The organism is Pedobacter yonginensis, assembly GCF_003173595.1.
Classification (GTDB): domain Bacteria; phylum Bacteroidota; class Bacteroidia; order Sphingobacteriales; family Sphingobacteriaceae; genus Pedobacter; species Pedobacter yonginense.
This window is the reverse complement of sequence record NZ_QGNZ01000001.1, coordinates 1,350,139-1,369,951: the sequence shown is the minus strand read 5'-3', so window position 1 is coordinate 1,369,951 and position 19,813 is coordinate 1,350,139. Positions and strand designations below refer to the sequence as shown.

At 38.0% G+C, this 19,813-nt stretch carries 17 protein-coding genes; 7 read left to right on the top strand and 10 right to left on the bottom strand.

The genetic code is table 11. The features are described 5' to 3' along the window. Positions 1-966: 966 nt before the first annotated feature. The 4 genes from DHW03_RS05975 to rpmA all read left to right on the top strand — a co-directional run bounded on the left by DHW03_RS05975 (position 967) and on the right by rpmA (position 4,863). Positions 967-2,343, top strand: a complete 1,377-nt coding sequence (locus DHW03_RS05975; protein WP_109924787.1) for a dicarboxylate/amino acid:cation symporter — start codon at positions 967-969, stop codon at positions 2,341-2,343. A gap of 248 nt (positions 2,344-2,591) precedes the next feature. After that, on the top strand, positions 2,592-2,966 hold the full coding sequence (locus DHW03_RS05970) for a hypothetical protein (protein ID WP_240618476.1): 375 nt from the start codon (positions 2,592-2,594) through the stop codon (positions 2,964-2,966). A gap of 1,115 nt (positions 2,967-4,081) precedes the next feature. Next, positions 4,082-4,393: a 50S ribosomal protein L21 gene (rplU, locus tag DHW03_RS05965; protein ID WP_025146774.1), complete on the top strand. Its 312-nt coding sequence runs from the start codon at positions 4,082-4,084 to the stop codon at positions 4,391-4,393. Between the two features lie 53 nt (positions 4,394-4,446). Continuing rightward, a complete protein-coding gene (gene rpmA / locus DHW03_RS05960) occupies positions 4,447-4,863 on the top strand; it encodes a 50S ribosomal protein L27 (protein WP_109924785.1) in 417 nt (138 codons plus the stop codon). Between the two features lie 215 nt (positions 4,864-5,078). Here the strand turns inward: rpmA and DHW03_RS05955 are convergent, their stop codons facing one another. The 4 genes from DHW03_RS05955 to DHW03_RS05940 form a co-directional block, all read right to left on the bottom strand. Beyond that, positions 5,079-6,053, bottom strand: a complete 975-nt coding sequence (locus tag DHW03_RS05955; protein ID WP_109924784.1) for a polyprenyl synthetase family protein — start codon at positions 6,051-6,053, stop codon at positions 5,079-5,081. Between the two features lie 50 nt (positions 6,054-6,103). Next, on the bottom strand, positions 6,104-8,236 hold the full coding sequence (gene rnr / locus DHW03_RS05950; RefSeq protein WP_109924783.1) for a ribonuclease R: 2,133 nt from the start codon (positions 8,234-8,236) through the stop codon (positions 6,104-6,106). 119 nt (positions 8,237-8,355) lie between these two features. Continuing rightward, positions 8,356-10,059, bottom strand: coding sequence for an ABC transporter ATP-binding protein (locus tag DHW03_RS05945; protein WP_109924782.1), 1,704 nt, complete (start codon positions 10,057-10,059; stop codon positions 8,356-8,358). Continuing rightward, the gene (locus DHW03_RS05940; RefSeq protein WP_109924781.1) at positions 10,059-10,772 is read right to left on the bottom strand and encodes a 3'-5' exonuclease; all 714 of its coding nucleotides are present in this window, start codon (positions 10,770-10,772) and stop codon (positions 10,059-10,061) included. The genes DHW03_RS05945 and DHW03_RS05940 overlap by 1 nt, the downstream gene beginning before the upstream one ends. Before the next feature lie 133 nt (positions 10,773-10,905). Here DHW03_RS05940 and DHW03_RS05935 point away from each other — a divergent pair, with 133 nt between their 5' ends. Together DHW03_RS05935 and DHW03_RS05930 are read left to right on the top strand one after the other, a co-directional pair. Next, the gene (locus DHW03_RS05935) at positions 10,906-11,181 is read left to right on the top strand and encodes a hypothetical protein (protein WP_109924780.1); all 276 of its coding nucleotides are present in this window, start codon (positions 10,906-10,908) and stop codon (positions 11,179-11,181) included. A 9-nt stretch (positions 11,182-11,190) separates the two neighbouring features. Further along, positions 11,191-11,694, top strand: a complete 504-nt coding sequence (locus tag DHW03_RS05930) for a DUF1579 domain-containing protein (RefSeq protein ID WP_109924779.1) — start codon at positions 11,191-11,193, stop codon at positions 11,692-11,694. A 322-nt stretch (positions 11,695-12,016) separates the two neighbouring features. Here the strand turns inward: DHW03_RS05930 and DHW03_RS05925 are convergent, their stop codons facing one another. The 6 genes from DHW03_RS05925 to DHW03_RS05900 all read right to left on the bottom strand — a co-directional run bounded on the left by DHW03_RS05925 (position 12,017) and on the right by DHW03_RS05900 (position 17,884). Next, the gene (locus DHW03_RS05925) at positions 12,017-12,904 is read right to left on the bottom strand and encodes a DUF72 domain-containing protein (protein WP_109924778.1); all 888 of its coding nucleotides are present in this window, start codon (positions 12,902-12,904) and stop codon (positions 12,017-12,019) included. Between the two features lie 6 nt (positions 12,905-12,910). Then, a complete protein-coding gene (locus DHW03_RS05920; RefSeq protein WP_109924777.1) occupies positions 12,911-13,270 on the bottom strand; it encodes a DUF5615 family PIN-like protein in 360 nt (119 codons plus the stop codon). Further along, positions 13,251-13,487 (bottom strand): DUF433 domain-containing protein, encoded by a 237-nt coding sequence (locus tag DHW03_RS05915; protein WP_109924776.1) that lies wholly within the window; start codon positions 13,485-13,487, stop codon positions 13,251-13,253. Before DHW03_RS05915 ends, DHW03_RS05920 begins: the two co-directional genes overlap by 20 nt. 107 nt (positions 13,488-13,594) lie before the next feature. Next, positions 13,595-14,983 carry an arginine decarboxylase gene (locus tag DHW03_RS05910; RefSeq protein WP_109924775.1) on the bottom strand — a complete coding sequence of 463 codons (1,389 nt, stop codon included), beginning with the start codon at positions 14,981-14,983 and terminating at the stop codon, positions 13,595-13,597. A 159-nt stretch (positions 14,984-15,142) separates the two neighbouring features. Next, on the bottom strand, positions 15,143-16,054 hold the full coding sequence (gene ctlX, locus DHW03_RS05905) for a citrulline utilization hydrolase CtlX (RefSeq protein WP_109924774.1): 912 nt from the start codon (positions 16,052-16,054) through the stop codon (positions 15,143-15,145). 384 nt (positions 16,055-16,438) lie between these two features. Further along, the gene (locus DHW03_RS05900; protein WP_109924773.1) at positions 16,439-17,884 is read right to left on the bottom strand and encodes an arginine deiminase family protein; all 1,446 of its coding nucleotides are present in this window, start codon (positions 17,882-17,884) and stop codon (positions 16,439-16,441) included. Between the two features lie 127 nt (positions 17,885-18,011). Here DHW03_RS05900 and argS point away from each other — a divergent pair, with 127 nt between their 5' ends. Further along, positions 18,012-19,784, top strand: coding sequence for an arginine--tRNA ligase (argS, locus tag DHW03_RS05895; RefSeq protein ID WP_109924772.1), 1,773 nt, complete (start codon positions 18,012-18,014; stop codon positions 19,782-19,784). Positions 19,785-19,813: the final 29 nt, after the last annotated feature.

The following is a 19,813-nucleotide window of genomic DNA, read 5'->3' as shown; positions in this document are numbered from 1 at the left end:
ATACCGCTTCACCCAGGTTTATGGTTAGCGTTTTACTGCCTGTTTGGTGGCTAATCAAACATTAATCAAAGTATGATTTACATAGATTCTGTTCAATTCATTGGAAATTTACGGTTCTGTAATCCTTTGCCGATTTCAGCCCTGTGTTCCGCTAAATCCCCGATGAAAAATCGGAGGATACCGCTTCACCCAGGTTTATGGTTAGCGTTTTATTGCGTGTTTGGTGGCCTACCAAAAAGTAATCCAATCCTAATTTACATAGATTCTGTTCAATTCATTGGAAATTGACGGTTCTGTATTCCTTTGCCGATTTCAGTCCTGTGTTCCGCTAAATCCCCGATGAAAAATCGGAGGATACCGCTTCACCGAGGTTTATGATTAGCATTTTAGTGCGTGTTTGGTGGCTTACCAAAAAGTAATCCAATCCTAATTTACATAGATTCTGTTCAATTCATTGGAAATTGACGGTTTTGTAATCCTTTGCCGATTCCAGCCCTGTGTTCCGCTAAATCCCCGATGAAAAATCGGAGGATACCGCTTCACCCAGGTTTATGGTTAGCGTTTTATTGCGTGTTTGGTGGCCTACCAAAAAGTAATCCAATCCTAATTACATAGATTCTGTTCAATCCATTGGAAATTGACGGTTCTGTAATCCTTTGCCGATTTCAGTCCTGTGTTCCGCTAAATCCCCGATGAAGAATCGGGGGATACCGCTTCACCCAGGTTTAATGGTTAGCGTTTTATTGCATGTTTAGGGGTTTAAATTACCCTATGTTTGTGGACAACCTAGTTTGTTATTTCTCTCTTAAGCCGAATGCCCGTAAATTAACCAAATTATCCACCCTACATTTGGTACTTTACCGAACAATTAAACAACCGAATGGCCAATCCGAAAATCAAAATTTGTTAGCCAAAGTAAATATCGTAGTTTTACCAAATTAAAAGGGCCACAAACTATTATCTTTTATGAAGAAAAACAAACTCACGCTTTTTATTTTCATTGCACTCATTGCAGGTGTTGCATTGGGCTATATTTTAAACGTTAATTCTATTGATGTTTACAATCAGAATATTTTAAATGCTGATGCTAAGGTTAAAAGCATCGAAGTAAGCATTGCAAAATCTACCGATACCACTACCGCTGCATTTACGCAGCTTAAAGCCGAAAAGAAAGCCACCTCTAAAATAAAAAGAGAGAACGAAGAAATTCGCGAAAAGAAATTAGAATATTTTACGCTTTTAAGCGATATTTTTTTACGCTTAATTAAAATGATTGTAGCGCCATTGGTATTTACAACATTGGTTGTTGGTGTGGCTAAAGTGGGTGATATTAAGGCCGTTGGGCGCATTGGTGGTAAAACTTTGGGCTGGTTTTTTGCCATGTCGTTAATGTCGTTGGTGTTGGGTTTAATTTTGGTAAACTTATTCGAACCTGGTAAGCACATGAAACTGACCCTTCCTGATCAATTGGTTAACACTGGCATTCAAAGGGCATCCATGAGTGTTAAAGATTTTATTGCGCATGTTTTTCCTAAAAGTATTGCCGAATCAATGGCTACTAATGAGATTTTGCAAATTGTAGTATTCTCTCTTTTCTTTGGGGTAGCCACTGCCGCCATTGGCGATTTAGGCCAAGTGGTAATCAAAGCTTTTGATGCAATTGCACATGTGATTTTGAAAATGACCGGTTATGTAATGAATTTTGCACCTCTGGCGGTTTTTGGTGCCATGACAGCCATTGTAGCCAAACAAGGACTTAACGTGCTGAACACCTATGCCATTTTTATAGGGGAGTTTTACTTTGGCTTAGCCATCCTTTGGGCTCTGCTGATCTTTTTGGGCTTCTTAATTTTAAAGAAGCGTGTTTTCCGTTTGGTAAACGACATGAAAGAGCCTGCTATTTTGGCCTTTAGTACAGCAAGTAGTGAGGCCGCCTATCCTAAAACGATGATGCTTTTAGAGCGTTTCGGTTGTAAAGATAAAATTGTAAGTTTTGTTCTTCCCTTGGGTTACTCCTTTAACTTGGATGGATCGATGATGTATATGACCTTTGCCTCTTTATTTATTGCGCAGGCTTATGGCATCCATTTAGGTTTCGAACAACAAATATCTATGCTTTTGATTTTAATGCTCACCAGTAAAGGTATCGCTGGTGTGCCAAGGGCATCTTTAGTGGTTATTGCTGGAACAATTGCGAGTTTCAATATTCCTGAGGCAGGCTTGGCTTTGTTAATTGGCATTGACCCACTCTTGGATATGGGCCGCTCTGCAACAAACGTTGTGGGCAATAGCATTGCCACGGCTGTGGTGAGCAAGTGGGAGGGCGAGCTAAAAGAAAGCTAATCGCCTTTAAATATGGATTAGCCTTTATTAAACATATGATTTTAGGATGTTTAGAAGCTCGAAAAAAATTCTGAGCTTTGCATTATTAATTTATATCATTCACATATTCAATACCAATTTCCGTGTCAAACAAAGGGAAAAAAATATTCTTAGCGCTTTCGATCATCCTTCCGATGATCATTTATTGTTATATTTATTATCGGCCAATTATCCGTAACGCACCGTTTAGAAAAAAGGATTTTGTTTCTATGCAATTTAGCTGGGGGGTAAAGGATACTTTAGAAAATCACTATAACTCTAAAAATGGTGATTATCAATATATTAACTCAAAAGATTCGACGGTTAAGAAAACAGTTTTCCTGAAAAGTGATGACATTCTTTTTATGCACAGTAAGGCTAATGAGCTTGGACTTTGGAACTTTCCAGATACCATTGGTAATAAAAGTGCGAAATCAATGGCGGTTCCGCGTTACGATATGACTTTTAATTATAAAGAGAAATCTAAACATGTGATATTGTATGGCGATTTTGATGGTAACCCAAAGTTGTTAGATGCTGCCGTTCAAATGAGAAAGGTTATTGAAGAAACCATTAATCAAGCCGAAAAAAGAAGTGGCAAATAGAAGCTGAGGCTTCGAAATGGCCCCACTTGCCTGCTGGCCCATTTTCCCAAGCAATTTCGATCGCATTCGCCGTGGCCGGTGTGTTGGAAACCGACAGCATGTATCTTCAAGTTTTTGAGCACTGCCTTCATTAAATAAACCTGATCGAAGCGGGCACGGAGTGAAACGAAGTAAAAGAGGAGAGCAGGGCTGCTTAACCCGAAGAATTACTGAGCGTTCATTTCCAAAAAAAATTATATCATCCACATTTTGATTTAAGATTTAAGTATGACCTCGTTAGTGCCTTTGTTAATTAAACCTGATCGGAGCGGGCACGGAGTGAAACGAAGTAAAAGCGTAGAGCAGGGCTGCTTAACCCGAAGAATTACTGAGCGTTCATTTCCAAAAAATTACATCATCCACATTTTGGTTTAAGATTTAAGTATGACCTCCTTAGTGCCTTCGTTAAATAAACCTGATCGGGGCGGGCACGGAGTGAAACGAAGTAAAAGCGTAGAGCAGGGCTGCTGAACCCGAAGAATTACTGAGCGTTCATTTCCTAAAATTACATCATCCACATTTTGGTTTAAGATTTAAGTATGACCTCCTTAGTGCCTTCGTTAATTAAACCTAATAGGAGCGGGCACGGAGTGAAACGAAGTAAAAGCGTAGAGCAGGGCTGCTTAACCCGAAGAATTACTGAGCGTTCATTTCCTAAAATTACATCATCCACATTTTGATTTAAGATTTAAGTATGACCTCGTTAGTGCCTTCGTTAATTAAACCTGATCGGAGCGGGCACGGAGTGAACGAAGTAAAAGCGTAGAGCAGGGCTGCTTAACCCGAAGAATTAATGAGCGTTCATTTCCGAAAAATTATATCATCTAAATTTTTGATATAAGATTTATCAATGGTTAGATTTTACGCTTAACGAGCAACCAAACTTACGATTGAGGTGTAATTTTTGTATGGCGGTGCTTTCAATTCGTTTTTAGGAGAAATGGATTTGAATGTGCCTGCATTTAATGGGGAAGAATTATAGTTTAAAATATTTTCGATATGTGTTTGTGTGTTAAGAGTATTTATTCTATATTTGCACCTCGTTAAATAAAAATTATAAAACTAATATTTAAACAATGTACGCAATAGTAAATATAGCAGGACAGCAATTTAAAGTTGCTAAAGACCAGCACCTTTTTGTACACAGATTGCAAGGAGATGAAGGCGCTAGTATTGAATTTGATAATGTATTGTTGGTTGATAATGGTGGTGCAATCACTGTAGGGGCTCCTGCAGTTAAAGGTGCTAAAGTTTCAGCTAAGATCGTATCTCATTTAAAAGGTGATAAAGTAATTATTTTCCACAAAAAACGTAGAAAAGGTTACAAAAAGAAAAATGGTCATCGCCAGTTTTTCACCAAGATTCAGATTTCTGACATCACTCTATAATTAATTGTTAACCCAATCATTCTCTTTTTAGAGATTGAAAAAAATATAAAATCATGGCACACAAAAAAGGAGCCGGTAGTTCGAAAAACGGACGTGAATCGCATAGTAAGCGTTTAGGTATTAAAGTTTTCGGTGGTCAGTTAGCTATCGCAGGAAACATTTTAGTACGTCAACGTGGTACAAAACATCATCCAGATAAAGGTGTAGGTATTGGTAAAGATCATACTCTATTTGCTTTGGTTGATGGTACTGTAGTTTTCAGAAAGAAAGCAGATAACAAATCTTACGTTTCAATTCTTCCTTATGTTGAAACTGAAGTTGTTGCAGAACCAGTAAAAAAAGCACCAGCTGCTAAAAAAGAAGCTGTAGCGGTAGATGTTGTTTCTGAAGAAGCTCCAGCTAAAAAAGCACCTGCTAAAAAAGCAACTAAAAAAGAAGAAACTACTGAAGAAGCTGCACCAGCAGAATAATTAGTAATAAATTTATAAAAAGAGCTTTCTGATTCATTTCAGAAAGCTTTTTTTTTGCCTTTAAATTTATGTTGAGTAATACCGATTTACACGCTGCTGAAAACACCTCTTATTTATGGCCTAATACGCTCAAAATGAGCAAGAAGAATAATCTAATTGCCCTTAGTTAATTTATTGGTGTTTTAAAAAGAACTGCTTTAAGTTTTTGATGTGTTTTAATATTCTCTAGCCATTAACTGGGTAGTTAGCGCCAAAAGATTCGATTTAGCATCTTGGCTAACATTGATTTGATCAAATACTTTTAAGGCCTTGTTTAAATAGCTATTCATGCTTTCTTTAGCGATATTCTGGATATCTAACTCGTCATAAATACCTCTAATGGCTCTTACTTTTTCTTGGCTGTCGAAAGTTTTGTAGTCTGTCCACGTTTGAAGCTGCTTTTTAGAAGCTTCATCAGCCAATTCGAATGCTTTTAGTAACAGGAAGGTTTTTTTATTGGCAATAATGTCTCCGCCCACTTGTTTGCCAAATTTTTCAGGATCGGCATAAACATCTAAAATATCATCGTGAAGTTGGAAAGCAATGCCGATATTCTCTCCAAATTGATGAATCAAATCGGCATCTTTTTCTGAAGCACCTGCAATAATTGCACCCAACTTTAGTGCACCACCCAACAATACAGCAGTTTTTAAGCGAATCATGTTGATGTATTCGTTAATGCTTACGTCGCTCCGTTCTTCAAATTCCATATCCAATTGTTGGCCTTCGCAAACGCCCTGTGCTGTTGCATTAAAGGTATCTAACACATCTTTTAAGAAAATTGGATTAACCTTTGCCAAATTTTTATTGGCTTCAACCATCATCACATCTCCACTTAAAATTGCGGTGTTGGTGCTCCATTTTTCGTGTACGGTTGCCTGTCCTCTGCGCAAAGGGGCATTATCCATAATGTCATCATGTACCAAAGTGAAGTTGTGAAAAACCTCTACGGCCATAGCTGCATGGATTGAATCGTTGGCGTTTTTACCGAAAAGTTCGGTAGCCATAAGCACCAAAAGTGGACGTATGCGTTTTCCACCAAGGTTGATGATGTAAGTTATCGGATCGTATAGCTGTTTTGGCTGATCGGGGAACTTAAGATTTTGTATTGCAGTTTCTAAAAGTTTTTGGAGCTGTTCTATTGTTTGCATGAAATGGTTGCCGTAACAATGTGCTTATCCGCACAATTTGGTTTTAATATTTAATCTGGAATTAAGGTGAAATCAATCTGTCGTTTAGAAAGATCTACTTTTTTAACGCGAATCATCACCTCATCGCCCAATTGGTATTTTTTCTTTTTTCTCTGACCTACAATGCAGTAATTTTTCTCGTCGAGTACATAGAAATCATCCGAAATATCTCTCAGGCGAATCATTCCTTCACATTTGTTTTCTTCTATTTCTACATACATTCCCCATTCTGTAACGCCAGAAATAATGCCTTTGTAATTTGAGCCAATGTTATTTTCGAGGTATTCGGCTTGTTTATATTTAATGGATGCTCTTTCTGCTTCAGCAGCTCTTTTTTCCATGGCTGAGGAATGTGCAGAGGCCACTTCATAAAATTCGGCATCAGCAGATTTACCTCCATCCAAATAACCTTGTAGCAGACGATGTGCCATTACATCTGGATAACGGCGAATGGGAGAGGTAAAATGGGTGTAATATTCAAATGCCAAACCGTAATGACTGGTCTTTTTTGTAGTGTAAATGGCTTTTGCCATAGAACGAATGGCTAACGACGTCAAGATGTTTTGTTCTTTTTTACCTTCTACATCTGCCATTAAATAATTTAAGGATTTGGCTATTTCTTTGTCTGATTTGGTGTTGATTTTGTATCCAAACCGCGAGGCAAAGGTTGCAAATGTGTTTAGCGTTTCCATGTTTGGCGAATCGTGTACTCGATAAACAAATGTTAACTTCTTTTCTCCTTTGACCTTTTTGGCTATAAATTCTGCTACTTTTCTATTGGCTAGGAGCATGTAATCTTCAATCAATTTATGGGCATCTTTACGCTCTTTTACGTAAACACCTATTGGCTTTCCAAACTCATCTAGCTTAAATTTTACTTCGGTGCTTTCAAAACTTATTGCGCCATTTTTAAATTTACGATCTCGAAGGATGTAAGCGAGTTCATTCAATTTTTCAATTTCTTTCGCGTAATCGCCTTGTTTGGATTCAATTACTTCTTGCGCCTCTTCATAGCTGAATCGCCTGTCAGAATGAATCACTGTTCTTCCGTACCACTCATTTACGATATTTGCTTGTTCATCCAATTCGAAAACGGCTGCAAAGCAAAGTTTATCTTCGTGCGGACGAAGTGAGCATACACCATTGCTCAGTCTCTCTGGTAGCATTGGAATTACCCGATCTACCAGATAAACAGATGTTGCCCTGCTGTATGCCTCTTTATCTAAGTCTGTTCCTTGAATTACGTAATGAGAAACATCGGCAATGTGTACGCCGATTTCGTGATTTCCGTTGGCTAGTTTTTGATAGGATATGGCATCATCAAAATCTTTTGCATCTGCCGGATCTATGGTAAAAGTTAAAACTTTTCTGAAATCTTTGCGATTGACAATTTCTTTTGCGGGGATCTCCTCCGGAATGGCATTGGCTTCTTTTTCTACCTGTGGTGGAAAGGATAGTGGAAAACCATACTGAGCCAAAATGGCATTCATTTCTGTATTGTTTTCACCTTGATTGCCAAGTACATGTTTTACCACACCTATTGGGTTTTTAGCCCCTTCTGGCCAGTCTGTTAAGTTTACCAGAACACGTTGGCCGTTTCTAGCGTCAAGAATATCGGCCAGGGGCACGAAGATGTCGTGCATCATTTTCTTATCATCTGCAATAACAAAGGCAAACCGATCGGATATTTTGATTACTCCCGTAAAATCGGATTTTGCTCTTTTAATGATTTCTATAACTTCGCCATCTCGTTTACTGCCATTCTTTTTTGCAAATACGTAAACTTTAACGGTATCTCCATGAAGGGCATTTTTAAGTTTTCGAGGGGCTACGCGTATATCTTTCTCAAATTCATCATCTGGAATAATGTAGGCAGAACCGTCTGCTGTCATATCTACGTGGCCGATGATAAAGGTTTGAAGATCTTTAAGTTTGAATTTGCCTTTCTCTGGTTCTAAATAAACGCCAGAAGCTTTTCCATCTTTTAAAATTTCGAGTATGGTATCTCTTGATTCTTGATCATTCAGGTTTAACTTGGCAGATACCTGCTTATAATTAAGCGCTTGATTATCATTTTTCTCAAATATATCACTAACCAATTGATTTAGAACCAATTTTATATTTGCAGATTTTTTCTTTGCCATATGCTAAACTGAATTTATCGAAGATACAGAAAAGATGTAAAATAGCGGGTTATCGGCATGTAAAAAGTATCTTGAGCATGAAGTTAACCTATGATTAAACGCCAAATTAAAACCATGAGCTAACTGCCTGGAATGGCCTCGATTAATTTTTTGGTATAGGCTGCCTTTGGGGCGTTAAATATTTGCTCGGAGAATCCTTCTTCTTCGATTTTCCCTTTATTCATTACCAAAATCCGATCGGAAATATGCTTTACCACAGCCAAATCATGCGAAATGAAAATATAGGTTAGGCCAAACTCTCTTTGAAGATCGCGGATTAGATTGAGCACTTGAGCTTGTACAGAAACATCCAAAGCGGAAACCGACTCATCACAGATGATAAATTTGGGCTCTAAAGCCAACGCTCTTGCGATAACCACTCTTTGGCGTTGCCCACCACTAAACTCATGTGGATAGCGATTGAAATGCTCTTCTTTTAGTCCTACCTTTTGAAGTAATTCTAACACTCTTTTCTTTCTATCGGCTTCATTATCAAATAAATTGTGCACTTGAAGTGGTTCCAATATTGATTGGCCAATACTAAGTTTAGGGTTTAGGGATGCATATGGATCTTGAAAAATGATTTGGATGTCTTTTCTGAGTTTCCTAAGTGCTGGTTTTCCGATATGTGTAATATCTTGCCCATTGAAAACGATGCTACCTGAAGTGGGCTCAATTAAGCGTAAAATTGTTCTACCTAATGTGGTTTTTCCACAACCCGATTCTCCAACCAAACCGAGTGTTTCTCCAGGAAAAACATTAAAATTCAACTGATCTACAGCCTTAACGTAATCTGTTGTTTTGCCGAAAAAGCCGTTATGTATTGGGTACCATTTACACAGATTTTTAATTTGCAGCAATGGTTCTTGATCGTATAATTTTTTTCTTCTAAGCTGAATTTCAGTTTCTGTTAGCTGATTGGAAGCTTGAAGATGTGCGGATGCATCATCAATTTTTCCTGTTAGGAAGTCGGCCACCACGGGTAATTTTTTTAATTGAAGCGCAGGAGAGGGCCGACAGGCCAGCAAACCTTTTGTATAGGGATGTTGAGGGTTTTCGAAAATCATTTTTGCAGACCCTTGTTCTACAATCTCTCCTTTGTACATTACCGCTACTTCATCGGCAATCTCATTTACCACACCCAAATCGTGTGAGATAAAAATCATCGCCATATTTCTTTCTTCTTTCAGCTTAAGGAGCAACTGAAGAATGGTTTTTTGCACGGTAACATCTAGTGCTGTTGTGGGTTCATCGGCAATTAAAAGTTTTGGATTGCAGCTTAGCGCCATTGCAATCATCACCCTTTGCTTTTGTCCGCCAGAAATTTGATGCGGATAGCTCTCGAAAATTTTTTCCGGCCTAGGCAGCTGCACTTCGTTAAAAAGTGCAATGGTTTGTCTTTTTGCTTCTGCTTTACTAACTTTTTGATGCAAAATTATAGCTTCAGCTACTTGGTAGCCACAGGTGAAAACGGGGTTCAAAGATGTCATTGGTTCCTGAAAAATCATAGAAATCTGATTTCCCCTGAATTGTCTGATTTCATTTGAACTGAGGTTAAGCAAACTGATGTTTTCGAAATCAATGTCTCCGCTAATTTTGGCAGATTTTTCATCGTGCAAGCGCATGATGGAAAATGACGTAACTGACTTACCTGAGCCTGATTCGCCTACAATGCCCAAAACTGTACCTTCTTTAACCTTAAAACTAATTTTTTTTACGGCTTTAAACCAGGTTTTCTCCTCCTGATTAAAGAAATCGATACTTAAGTCTTCTACGTTTAACATCAGACTACAATTGTAATGTTTTCTGGCGAAATTATATCCATTCCTTTGAACTTTAATAGCACTTGTGCGGTAGTTATTACATCTTTTTGGCAATAGGTTACAATTCTGTCTAAATTCCTTTCTTCATAATACACTTGCCTCACTTGACTGCCATCTATATCATCTTTTGGAGTCGGAATGTTTAATATTGTTGCCAATAAATTTAAAGAGGTGTAATGTTTATAGTCGCCAAATTTCCACAACTCCATGGTATCTAAGTGATTTACTTGCCAAGGCTTTTTGCCGGTAAGTTCTAGTTGTATGGGAATATCTATGCTATTGACTAATAGCCTTCTGCACAGGTAGGGGTAATCAAACTCCTTCCCATTATGTGCGCAAAACATTAAACTACTGGATTGTTTTTCTAAGAGCGCGGAAAATTGGGTTAAGATTTGTTTTTCATCATCACCATAAATTGATTTGACTCTTAAAGAATAGGTTTTATCCTGATAGCTAAACACACCCAGACTGATGCAGATGATTTTGCCAAACTCCGCTAAAATTCCTGCTCTTTCATAAAATTCTTCTGCGCTTTGATCTGTAGTTCTTTGGTAGTGGGTTTTAAGCTCCCAAAGTTGTTGAAGGTGGGGTGGGACGTCTTGAAAGGATGAATATTGGGGAACAGTCTCGATATCGATAACCATTACCTGACTTAAATCTAGACTTTTTAGCATAAAACAAGATAGTGATTTTTTTAAAGAGTAAAAGGGGAAGGGGAAGACTAAAGGTGGAAAGACTAAAGGGGAAAGACCAAAGACCAAAGGTGGAAAGGGGAAAGACTAAAGGTGGAAAGGGGAAAGACTAAAGGTGGAAAGGGGAAAGACTAAAGGTGGAAGACCAAAGACTAAAGGGGAAAGTCCAAAGACTGAAAGATTGAGGATTAAAATGTTCTCGGCGGCAGGGCTTTGGATTTTTAATGCCCCAGAGTTGAAAGATTTCTTCGCTACGGTGGAAATGACCCATCAGCAATTCGTCTTCTTGACTGGAGTGCAGCGTAATGAGGAGATCCTTGAAACTAGCGATAAAAATGGTGAATACCGATTAGCCTATTGCTTGATTTTTAAAGAGATAAAAAAATTATAAATTTGAAGTATGGCTAAAAGTAAATTTGAACAATCTTTAACTGATGGTGCACATAAGCGACTATCGGACTTGATCGGCAATTGGACCGGCAATACCAAAACTTGGTTTGAACCAAATATCTTATCAGATGAATCTCCTTCAACTGCTGTAATTTCTTCCATTTTAGGTGGACGGTTTATTTCCTTTGATTATCAGGGTACCTTAGATGGTAAGTTTTATGAAGGAAAAATGATTATTGGTTTTGATATTCCATATCAGAAATTTACTGCAAGTTGGATTGATAGTTTTCACATGGGAACTCAAATTATGCTTTCAACTGGTGATGCCTCGACTGATGGATTTTCCATTGTTGGCAGTTATGGTAGTCCCGAATATGGAGATTTGCCTTGGGGATGGAAGACTGAGCTACAAATTATTAATCAGAATGAAATCGTTTTTACAGCTTATAATATTTCTCCTGAAGGAGAGGAGGCTAAAGCTACTGAATCCATTTATAAGAGAATTTCTAGCTAATTCTATCATTTTGGTCTAGAAATGTTTTCTCTGCCGTGGAGCTTTGTGTTTTTTCTTCCAAAGTTCAAGGATTTCTCCACTGTGGTCGAAATGACAACGCTTTAATACGGTAGAAATGACGCGTCGGTAATCCGTTCGGCTCGATTGGAGCGCACTTTCTGTAATCCGTCATCTCGACTGGAGCGCAGCGGAACGGAGAGATCTTTAAATTAGCAAAGTTCAAGGATTTCTCCACTGCGGTCGAAATGGCGATAGCTTAATACGGTAGAAATAACGTACAGACAAGCCTGCAATTGAGGAACGTCGGAAATCTAAATGAAAATTAAAATAAGCTTGGTGGGTTTCCCATTACTGGAATTTTCAGGTCTGTTCCTGTGGCTTTGTTTAATTTTTCAATAAAATAGGCCGAAAGCAGAGGCGAAGCCAACTCTACATTTTGATGTACGAAGAAATACAAGTTTTGCAAACCTTGTTCTTTCCATTTAACGATGCGATCTACCCATTCGTCTAATCGAGCGTAATCACTTTCATGGTTTGCGCCAACGTAGCGTACAAATGCGGTAGGTGTTGTTAAACGCATGTGCAGCATATCTCTTCTTCCTGCGGTATCTACAATAATATTCGCAATGCCATTTTGCTCAAATAATTCTGCAAATTCGTTTGCTATCGTTGGGTTTGAAAACCATTCTGCATTTCTAACTTCAACCCCTAGTGGAATTACTTTTGGAAATTCATTTATTACAATTTTAAGCCTTTCAAAATCTTTCGGTTTAAAGTTGTCGTGAAGCTGTAGAAAGGCCATGCCTAGCTTATCTTCAAAATTACTAATGGCATCGCAGAATTGTTCAACGGGTTCTTTTACGTTAATTAGTCTTTTAAAGTGACTAACTGTATTGGTTAATTTTGGAAAAAATTTGAAATCAGCTGGTGTTTTTTGCGTCCAGGTAATCACTTGCTCACTGCTCGGCATGCCATAAAAAGTGGCATTTAATTCAATTGAATTAAACTGAGTTGAATAGTAGGTGAGTTCATCTTTCGTGCCTTTTGGATAGAAGCCCTTGAGGTCTGCTTTGTTCCATTTTGCACAGCCTACGGATGCATGAAAGTTTTGTTTAGATTTATTGGCTTTTAAAATAGCTTCCGTTTGTGGTGCATCACTTGGGAGCTTGAAATCTATAATCGATGGATCTTCAACTTGTCCGAATTTCATATGATATTATTTTATGTCAAATATATCTAAATCTCCATAGATTAGTTTGTCGATGGCATCGTAAATTTCAGTTTTAAGCTTTTCCCAGAATAGGCGGCTTGGACAGTTTCCGAATTTAATTGCGATTAACTTAGGGGGCGCACCTTTCCAAGCTACCAGTTCTCGGTAATCCTCGTCTTTAGAGATTATAATAACTTTTTTTTTGTTACGGGCCAGATGGTAAACTTCCAAATCAGGCGTTTGATTTAGCGTTAGTAGATGGAATGAAATGCATTTAATCTTGATTTCATCCATTAACCATTTAGATATTATAGGGGAGATATTTTCGTCTAACCAAAATTCCCAATTATTCGTAAATGTAGTCATCCCTGAGTTGTCTAGCGCTAAAAAGCAAAGCTGCTTTAATATCATCACGTTCGAGGATGGGATGTTCCTCTAAAATTTCTTCATTTGTCATTCCAGAAGATAGGAGCTCTAGGATGTCAATTACCGTAAAGCGATTACCTCTGATTGTAGGCTTTCCACCCATCAATCCTTCGATTATCGTTATCCTTTCTAGCAATTTGTTTTGTTCATCAGCCATACTCAAATATAAAAAAAATACCCCGGTTAAAAAAACTAGGGTATTTTATCATTTAATGCAGAATTGACTTTTCTAGCTAATTCTAAGCTAAAAAACGGCCAATTAAATTAGTAGCCTAAAATCTTCAACACTTGTTTACTATTTTGTTCCTCGCCAAAAACCTCAAAATTGAAGCTTTCATCTCGGTTTCTGCGAATTAATACATGTTTCGGACTTGGCAATAAGCAGTGATGTATGCCTCCGTAGCCACTCAACACCTCTTGATAGGCGCCTGTGTGGAAGAAACCAAGGTACTGAACTTTACGCGTTTTCGGCATGAATACACTGTTCATATGTGCTTCTTGATTGTAGTAATCTTGACCATCGCAGGTGATTCCTCCTAAGTTAACACGCTCATATTCAGCATCCCAATTGTTAATTGGCAATAATATGTATTTTTGATTTAGTGCCCAAACATCGGGTAGGTTGGTGATGAAAGATCCATCTAGCATTAACCAACGCTCGCGGTCGTTTTGTTGTTTTCTGCCTAAAACTTTATATAAAATTCCTGATGCTTCAGCAACGGTATATTTGCCAAATTCGGTAATGATATCTGGCTCCATAACATCGTGGATGGCACAGATTTCTTTAATCCGCTTTACAATTTCGTTTACCATATACTCGTAATCGAAATCGAAAACCAATGAATCTTTAAATGGCATTCCGCCACCAATATCCAAAGTATCTAAATCTGGATTGATTTTTTTGAACTTACAATAAAGCGTTACATACTTTTCTAGCTCATTCCAATAATATGGCGAATCGGTGATTCCTGAATTAATGAAGAAGTGCAATAGTTTTACGCGGAAATTAGGATTATGAACGATTTTGTTATTGTAGAAATCAATAATATCTTCCATACGAACGCCCAAACGCGAGGTATAGAACTGAGAATCTGGTTGTTCCTCGGCCGCTATACGGATCCCTAAATTACATGGCGTATCAATATCAACCTCATCATCAAAAAGGTTAAATTCCTCCTTATTATCAAGTACTGGGATGATGTTTTTATAGCCATCATGCAGCATATCAATAATATATTGCTTGTATTGATAGGTTTTAAAGCCGTTGCAAATGATGGTTGTTTCTTTTGTTAAATGCCCTTTTTTCTCCAGTGCGTCAACCATTGGCATATCAAATGCTGAAGAAGTTTCTAAGTGAATATTGTTTTTTAGGGCTTCTTCAACAATATGTCTAAAGTGAGAACTTTTTGTACAGTAGCAATATTTATAATCACCACGGTAATTGTTCTTTAAAATGGCAGTTTGGAATAGAATCTTCGCTTGTTGAATTTTCTTGCTCACCATTGGTAAGTACGTGAAACGTAGGGGAGTACCATAGGTTTCAATCATTTCCATCAGGTTTAAATCCTGAAAATATAATTCATCATCTATAACATCGAATCCTTCCTGTGGAAAGCCAACACTTAGATCAAGAAATTCTGAGTAACTCTGCATTTACTTTTAAATAATTTTTGCAAAAATGTAATTTTAAATCGAGAATTAATCCTTATTCAAAATATTTTTACTGTTGGGAAACGCTTGGGTTTAAGACAAAGTTTTTAGGCAATTGTTTTCTACCAAAATATAACGCGCTGTTCCGAGTAAAGCACCTAACTATTTCAAGGGCAAATGGATTTCGGCAAGCATACATCTGGCGCTTCCGCCACCATTTTTCTCGATGGTGTAAAGTGGCGCATGTATCATTCTGCAATACTTAGCCAGTGAACTAATCTGTTCTTCTGTTAAGGATAAATAGGCTTGCTCCGACATCACCAACAGGCTTTCATTATCCGCATTCGAAACTTGTAACATATTGCCAGCGAAACGATTCATTTGCTCGAGCGTAATTTCTATAATCTGCTTTCCGCTATCCACCAACGTTAAGGCCACATGTTGTCTTTCTTCTTCGTTTTTAATGCTATCTAAACAAATAACAGCAAATTTATCGCCAATGCACATCATTACGTTGGTATGGTAGATAGGAAAATTGGTACTGTCAACTGCCTGAAAAGCAACGGGTTGATAGCCTGTTAACATGCAAAAGTTATTCAACACTTCCTCATCGGTGCGCACGCTTAAACAGGCATAGGCAATTTTGTTTGTGCGATCCAAAACCATGCTCCCAGTACCTTCTAAAAAGGCATGCTGATTTTCGTAGAAGCTGATGTCGCTAACGTGGTTAACCTCAAATTTGCCTTTTAATTCTTCCAAAATTTCACTTCTGCGCTCTAGTCTTCTGTTCTCTGAAAACATAGGATATAGAAAAACGGAGCCATCTTCATGGAAGGAAACCCAATTGTTAGGGAAAATTGAGTCAGGAGTTTCCGGTTGCAAAGTATCGTCCACTATTGTTACATCTACGCCGTTTGCACGAAGCATAGCAGCAAAAGCATCAAATTCTTGTAAAGCTTGCGTTTGTACGTCGCTAGCTGTTGATGCGATTTGAAATTTATTGTTTGCCGCCGTTTGCTCATTGAACTTAAAATCAACAGGGCGGATCATTAAGATATGGTTGGTGGTTTGCATTGTTGCGGGTGTTGGGTATTAAGTATTGAGTATTTAGTATCAAGTATCAAGTATTGAGTATCAAGTGTCGAGTATTAAGTATAAAGTATTAAGTATCGGGTATCAAGCGTAGAGTATCAGGTGTAGAGTATCAAGTATTAAGTATTAAGTATCGGGTATCAAGCGTAGAGTATCAGGTGTAGAGTATCAAGTAGCAAGCATTTAGTATCGGGTATCAAGCATAGAGTATCAAGTATCAAGTTTCAAGTAGCTATTATCGAGTGGCAAGTATTGAGTAGCAAGCATTTTGTTTCTAGTGTAAAGTACGTTAACAGGTTGCTGATGTAAAGTATGCAGTTTTCACGGAATTATGGAGTGATGCTGAATTTGCTTTTACATTTCGACTTATAAATCGTCTCTACAGATGGGTAAGCTCATGCAATGGAATCCGCCGCGAGCCCTGGATAATTCTGCCGATGGCATCAAAATTAATGTATCGGTTAGGGTTTCTGCATTTGCTTTGCCACTTTCTAAATCCTGAATTAAATCTTTTACATCAACTACATCAAAACCAGCATCTTTAAAAGCATCTACGGTTTTGTCGTTTCGGTCATAGCCTAAAACAACGCCTTCTTTAATGGCCAATAGGTTGCAAGAGTCCGTCCACTGTTCTCTCGAATCGTATGGAAACTGATTGTTGCCGCTATAAATAATTTTGGTTGGCTCAGTGCACTTTAAATCATTTTGGCTAATGTCGTTCAACAATGCTTCTACATGTTCAAAATGTTTGGGCTCTTGTGGGTTCGACTTGTTAAACTGAATGGCTGTGGTAGCTTCCAATTTATCGGGTTCTTTTAAAAAGTTTATTGGCTCGTAAGGGTTGTACTTTGGTGTATGTGCTATAGAGTTCAATATAACCCATGTATCGCGCTTAACCTGCGTAAAAACTGTATCAAGGTGCATGTAATCGCGTTTACTTGGAATTTTAACTACCGTTACCTTTTCTACTACATCCTGATCGAAAAGTAACTTAATGGCCTCATTTGCACCATGTTCTGAAGTTCTTTCACTGCAACCGATGAGCACGTGGTTGGGGCTTACCATCATCACATCACCGCCTTCTAAAGTGGTGCTGAAAGCGGGTTCATCGCCTGGGCGAAGGAAATGCATGGTAACATCTGGAATTTCCAAAATGTTGTTTTGATACGCTTCAAAAAGTGGGTGGTTGAAGAAAATATAGCGCATTAAAAGGGTTTCGCGTACGCGGGCTTTTTTTGCGGGTTTGTTCAGTAGAATGTGATTGTTAATGGTGGTGCCTACATCTCGGGTAAAAATTAAATTTGGGATGGGCGCAAAAATCATGGTATCGTTCGCCAGCGTTCCTGAAATTAAAATTTCTGCCAATTGCTTCGGATCGGTATTGGTTAACTCAATTTGAACCTGATACGTGCAGCCCTCAATGGCACAAACTGCTGCGACTAACTTCTCCCGGATGGATTTATCCTCCAACATTTCACTCAACAAATTCTGAATTTCTATGACAGACTTTGAGTTGTGGAAATCAGGATGGTTGGGTTTGTAAAAGTTACGATTGTCTTCTTCTGAATCGATTTTAGCCAATTTCCCCTTAATTTTTTCGGGATCGAGAAAATACATTAATAATTTGATGTAATAATCGTACTCCCCCTTGCGGATTGTATCTAAATGTACAATATCTTCAAAAAGCCAATCTTGGGCTTTTGAGGGTACAACCTTGCCCAAGCCACTATCTGGACTATGGATTAACAATTTACGCAACCTACCGATTTCGGTCTTTACGTTGACTTTGAAATTTTGATTTTGTCCGCTCATGAATATTTAGTTGTTACAAAGCTATTAGAATTTGGTGGAGTATCAAGTAACTGATGTGCGTATTCGGTATCAAAATGCTTTTGGGTTTTGTCTTTCAGCTTTCCGCTTTAATCCCTATTTTTACAGCATGAATTTTATTATTACCGAAACACAGAAAGCCATCCTTGAGCTTTATAAGGAAGAAGTTGCTGAAAGTGTAATCAATATACAAGATACCCGTAAGGAATTTGAAGGTCAGGTAACCATCGTGGTATTTCCAATTACCAAGTTCTCTAAAAAATCGCCCGAACAAACTGCAAATGAGATTGGTACATTCTTACAAAGCCATGTTGAAGAGGTTACCAAATTTAATGTGGTAAAAGGCTTTTTAAATTTGAGCATTGCCGAAAGTTATTTCATCAAGCAGTTTAATAATGAGATTTTAAGTCCAGATTTTGGAGTTTACCCTTCAAACGGCAAGAAGGTAATGGTAGAATATTCTTCACCAAATACCAACAAACCGCTTCACCTTGGGCATGTGCGTAATAATTTATTGGGTTATTCTGTTTCTGAACTACTGAAGGCCTATGGTTACGATGTGGTAAAGGTAAATTTAGTGAACGATCGGGGCATCCACATTTGTAAATCGATGTTGGCTTGGCAAAAGTGGGGTAATGGCGAAACACCAGAAAGCTCGGGTTTAAAGGGCGATCATTTGGTGGGCAAATATTATGTCATTTTTGATCAGGAATATAAGAAAGAAATTGAGGCTTTAAAGGCTGAAGGACAAACCGAAGATGAAGCGAAGAAAAACGCTCCGCTGATTAAAGAGGCACAACAAATGCTTTTGAAATGGGAGCAGGGTGATGAGGAGGTGGTTTCGCTTTGGAAAACCATGAATGAATGGGTTTATGCTGGCTTTAATGTAACTTATAAAAACCTTGGCGTTGATTTCGATAAGTTTTACTATGAAAGCAATACCTATTTATTAGGGAAAGATACGGTTGATGAAGGTTTGGCTAAGGGTGTTTTCTTTAAAAAGGAAGATGGCTCGGTATGGATTGACTTAACAGCCGATGGCTTGGATCAAAAATTGGTGTTGCGTGCCGACGGAACTTCGGTTTACATTACTCAGGATTTAGGTACTGCGGAAATGAAACACGACGATTTTAACATGGATGAGTCGATTTATGTAGTTGGTAATGAGCAAGATTATCACTTTAAAGTGCTTTTCTTAATTTTAGAAAAACTAGGCAAAAGTTGGGCGAAAGGTTTATATCATTTATCTTATGGTATGGTCGATTTGCCTAACGGAAAAATGAAAAGTCGAGAAGGGACGGTTGTAGATGCCGATGAATTAATTGAAAGCATGGTAACTACGGCCCGTGAAAAAACGGAGGAGCTTGGTAAAACTAACGACTTTACAACGGAAGATAAAGAACAGCTTTATAAAAATATTGGTTTAGGTGCTTTAAAATACTTTTTGCTAAAGGTAGAGCCTAAGAAAAGGTTATTGTTTAACCCTGCTGAAAGTATTGATTTTCAGGGAAATACAGGGCCATTCATCCAATACACACATGCTCGAATTAAATCGCTGTTAAGCAAAGCTGAATATAAATTTGCAGTGAATAGTGCAGATTTTTCAGGTATTTCTGATGTGGAGTTGGAGATGATTCTTTTATTGGCCAAATATCCATCAGAAATTGCCATTGCGGCGAAGGCTTACAGTCCGGCGAGTTTGGCCAACTATTTATACGAACTGGCGAAGCTTTTCAATAAATTTTACCATGAAGTGCCGCCAATTGTGAAAACGGAAGATGGGGAGGAAAAACAGTTCCGTTTAAACCTCTGTAAAAAAACAGCTGATGTGATTTATACGGGTATGCTCATTTTGGGCATTACCTCTCCAGAAAGAATGTAATTAGGTGGTTTCAAAATCTATTTTTAAAG

Coding starts and splice junctions, on each gene's coding strand:
- DHW03_RS05970 (WP_240618476.1), top strand. CDS start 2,592: ATGCAATTTAGCTGGGGGGTAAAGGATACTTTAGAAAATCACTATAAC.
- DHW03_RS05975 (WP_109924787.1), top strand. CDS start 967: ATGAAGAAAAACAAACTCACGCTTTTTATTTTCATTGCACTCATTGCA.
- DHW03_RS05920 (WP_109924777.1), bottom strand. CDS start 13,270: ATGACTACATTTACGAATAATTGGGAATTTTGGTTAGACGAAAATATC.
- DHW03_RS05930 (WP_109924779.1), top strand. CDS start 11,191: ATGGCTAAAAGTAAATTTGAACAATCTTTAACTGATGGTGCACATAAG.
- rpmA (WP_109924785.1), top strand. CDS start 4,447: ATGGCACACAAAAAAGGAGCCGGTAGTTCGAAAAACGGACGTGAATCG.
- DHW03_RS05955 (WP_109924784.1), bottom strand. CDS start 6,053: ATGCAAACAATAGAACAGCTCCAAAAACTTTTAGAAACTGCAATACAA.
- DHW03_RS05900 (WP_109924773.1), bottom strand. CDS start 17,884: ATGAGCGGACAAAATCAAAATTTCAAAGTCAACGTAAAGACCGAAATC.
- rplU (WP_025146774.1), top strand. CDS start 4,082: ATGTACGCAATAGTAAATATAGCAGGACAGCAATTTAAAGTTGCTAAA.
- DHW03_RS05910 (WP_109924775.1), bottom strand. CDS start 14,983: ATGCAGAGTTACTCAGAATTTCTTGATCTAAGTGTTGGCTTTCCACAG.
- rnr (WP_109924783.1), bottom strand. CDS start 8,236: ATGGCAAAGAAAAAATCTGCAAATATAAAATTGGTTCTAAATCAATTG.
- ctlX (WP_109924774.1), bottom strand. CDS start 16,054: ATGCAAACCACCAACCATATCTTAATGATCCGCCCTGTTGATTTTAAG.
- DHW03_RS05945 (WP_109924782.1), bottom strand. CDS start 10,059: ATGTTAAACGTAGAAGACTTAAGTATCGATTTCTTTAATCAGGAGGAG.
- DHW03_RS05915 (WP_109924776.1), bottom strand. CDS start 13,487: ATGGCTGATGAACAAAACAAATTGCTAGAAAGGATAACGATAATCGAA.
- argS (WP_109924772.1), top strand. CDS start 18,012: ATGAATTTTATTATTACCGAAACACAGAAAGCCATCCTTGAGCTTTAT.
- DHW03_RS05940 (WP_109924781.1), bottom strand. CDS start 10,772: ATGCTAAAAAGTCTAGATTTAAGTCAGGTAATGGTTATCGATATCGAG.
- DHW03_RS05925 (WP_109924778.1), bottom strand. CDS start 12,904: ATGAAATTCGGACAAGTTGAAGATCCATCGATTATAGATTTCAAGCTC.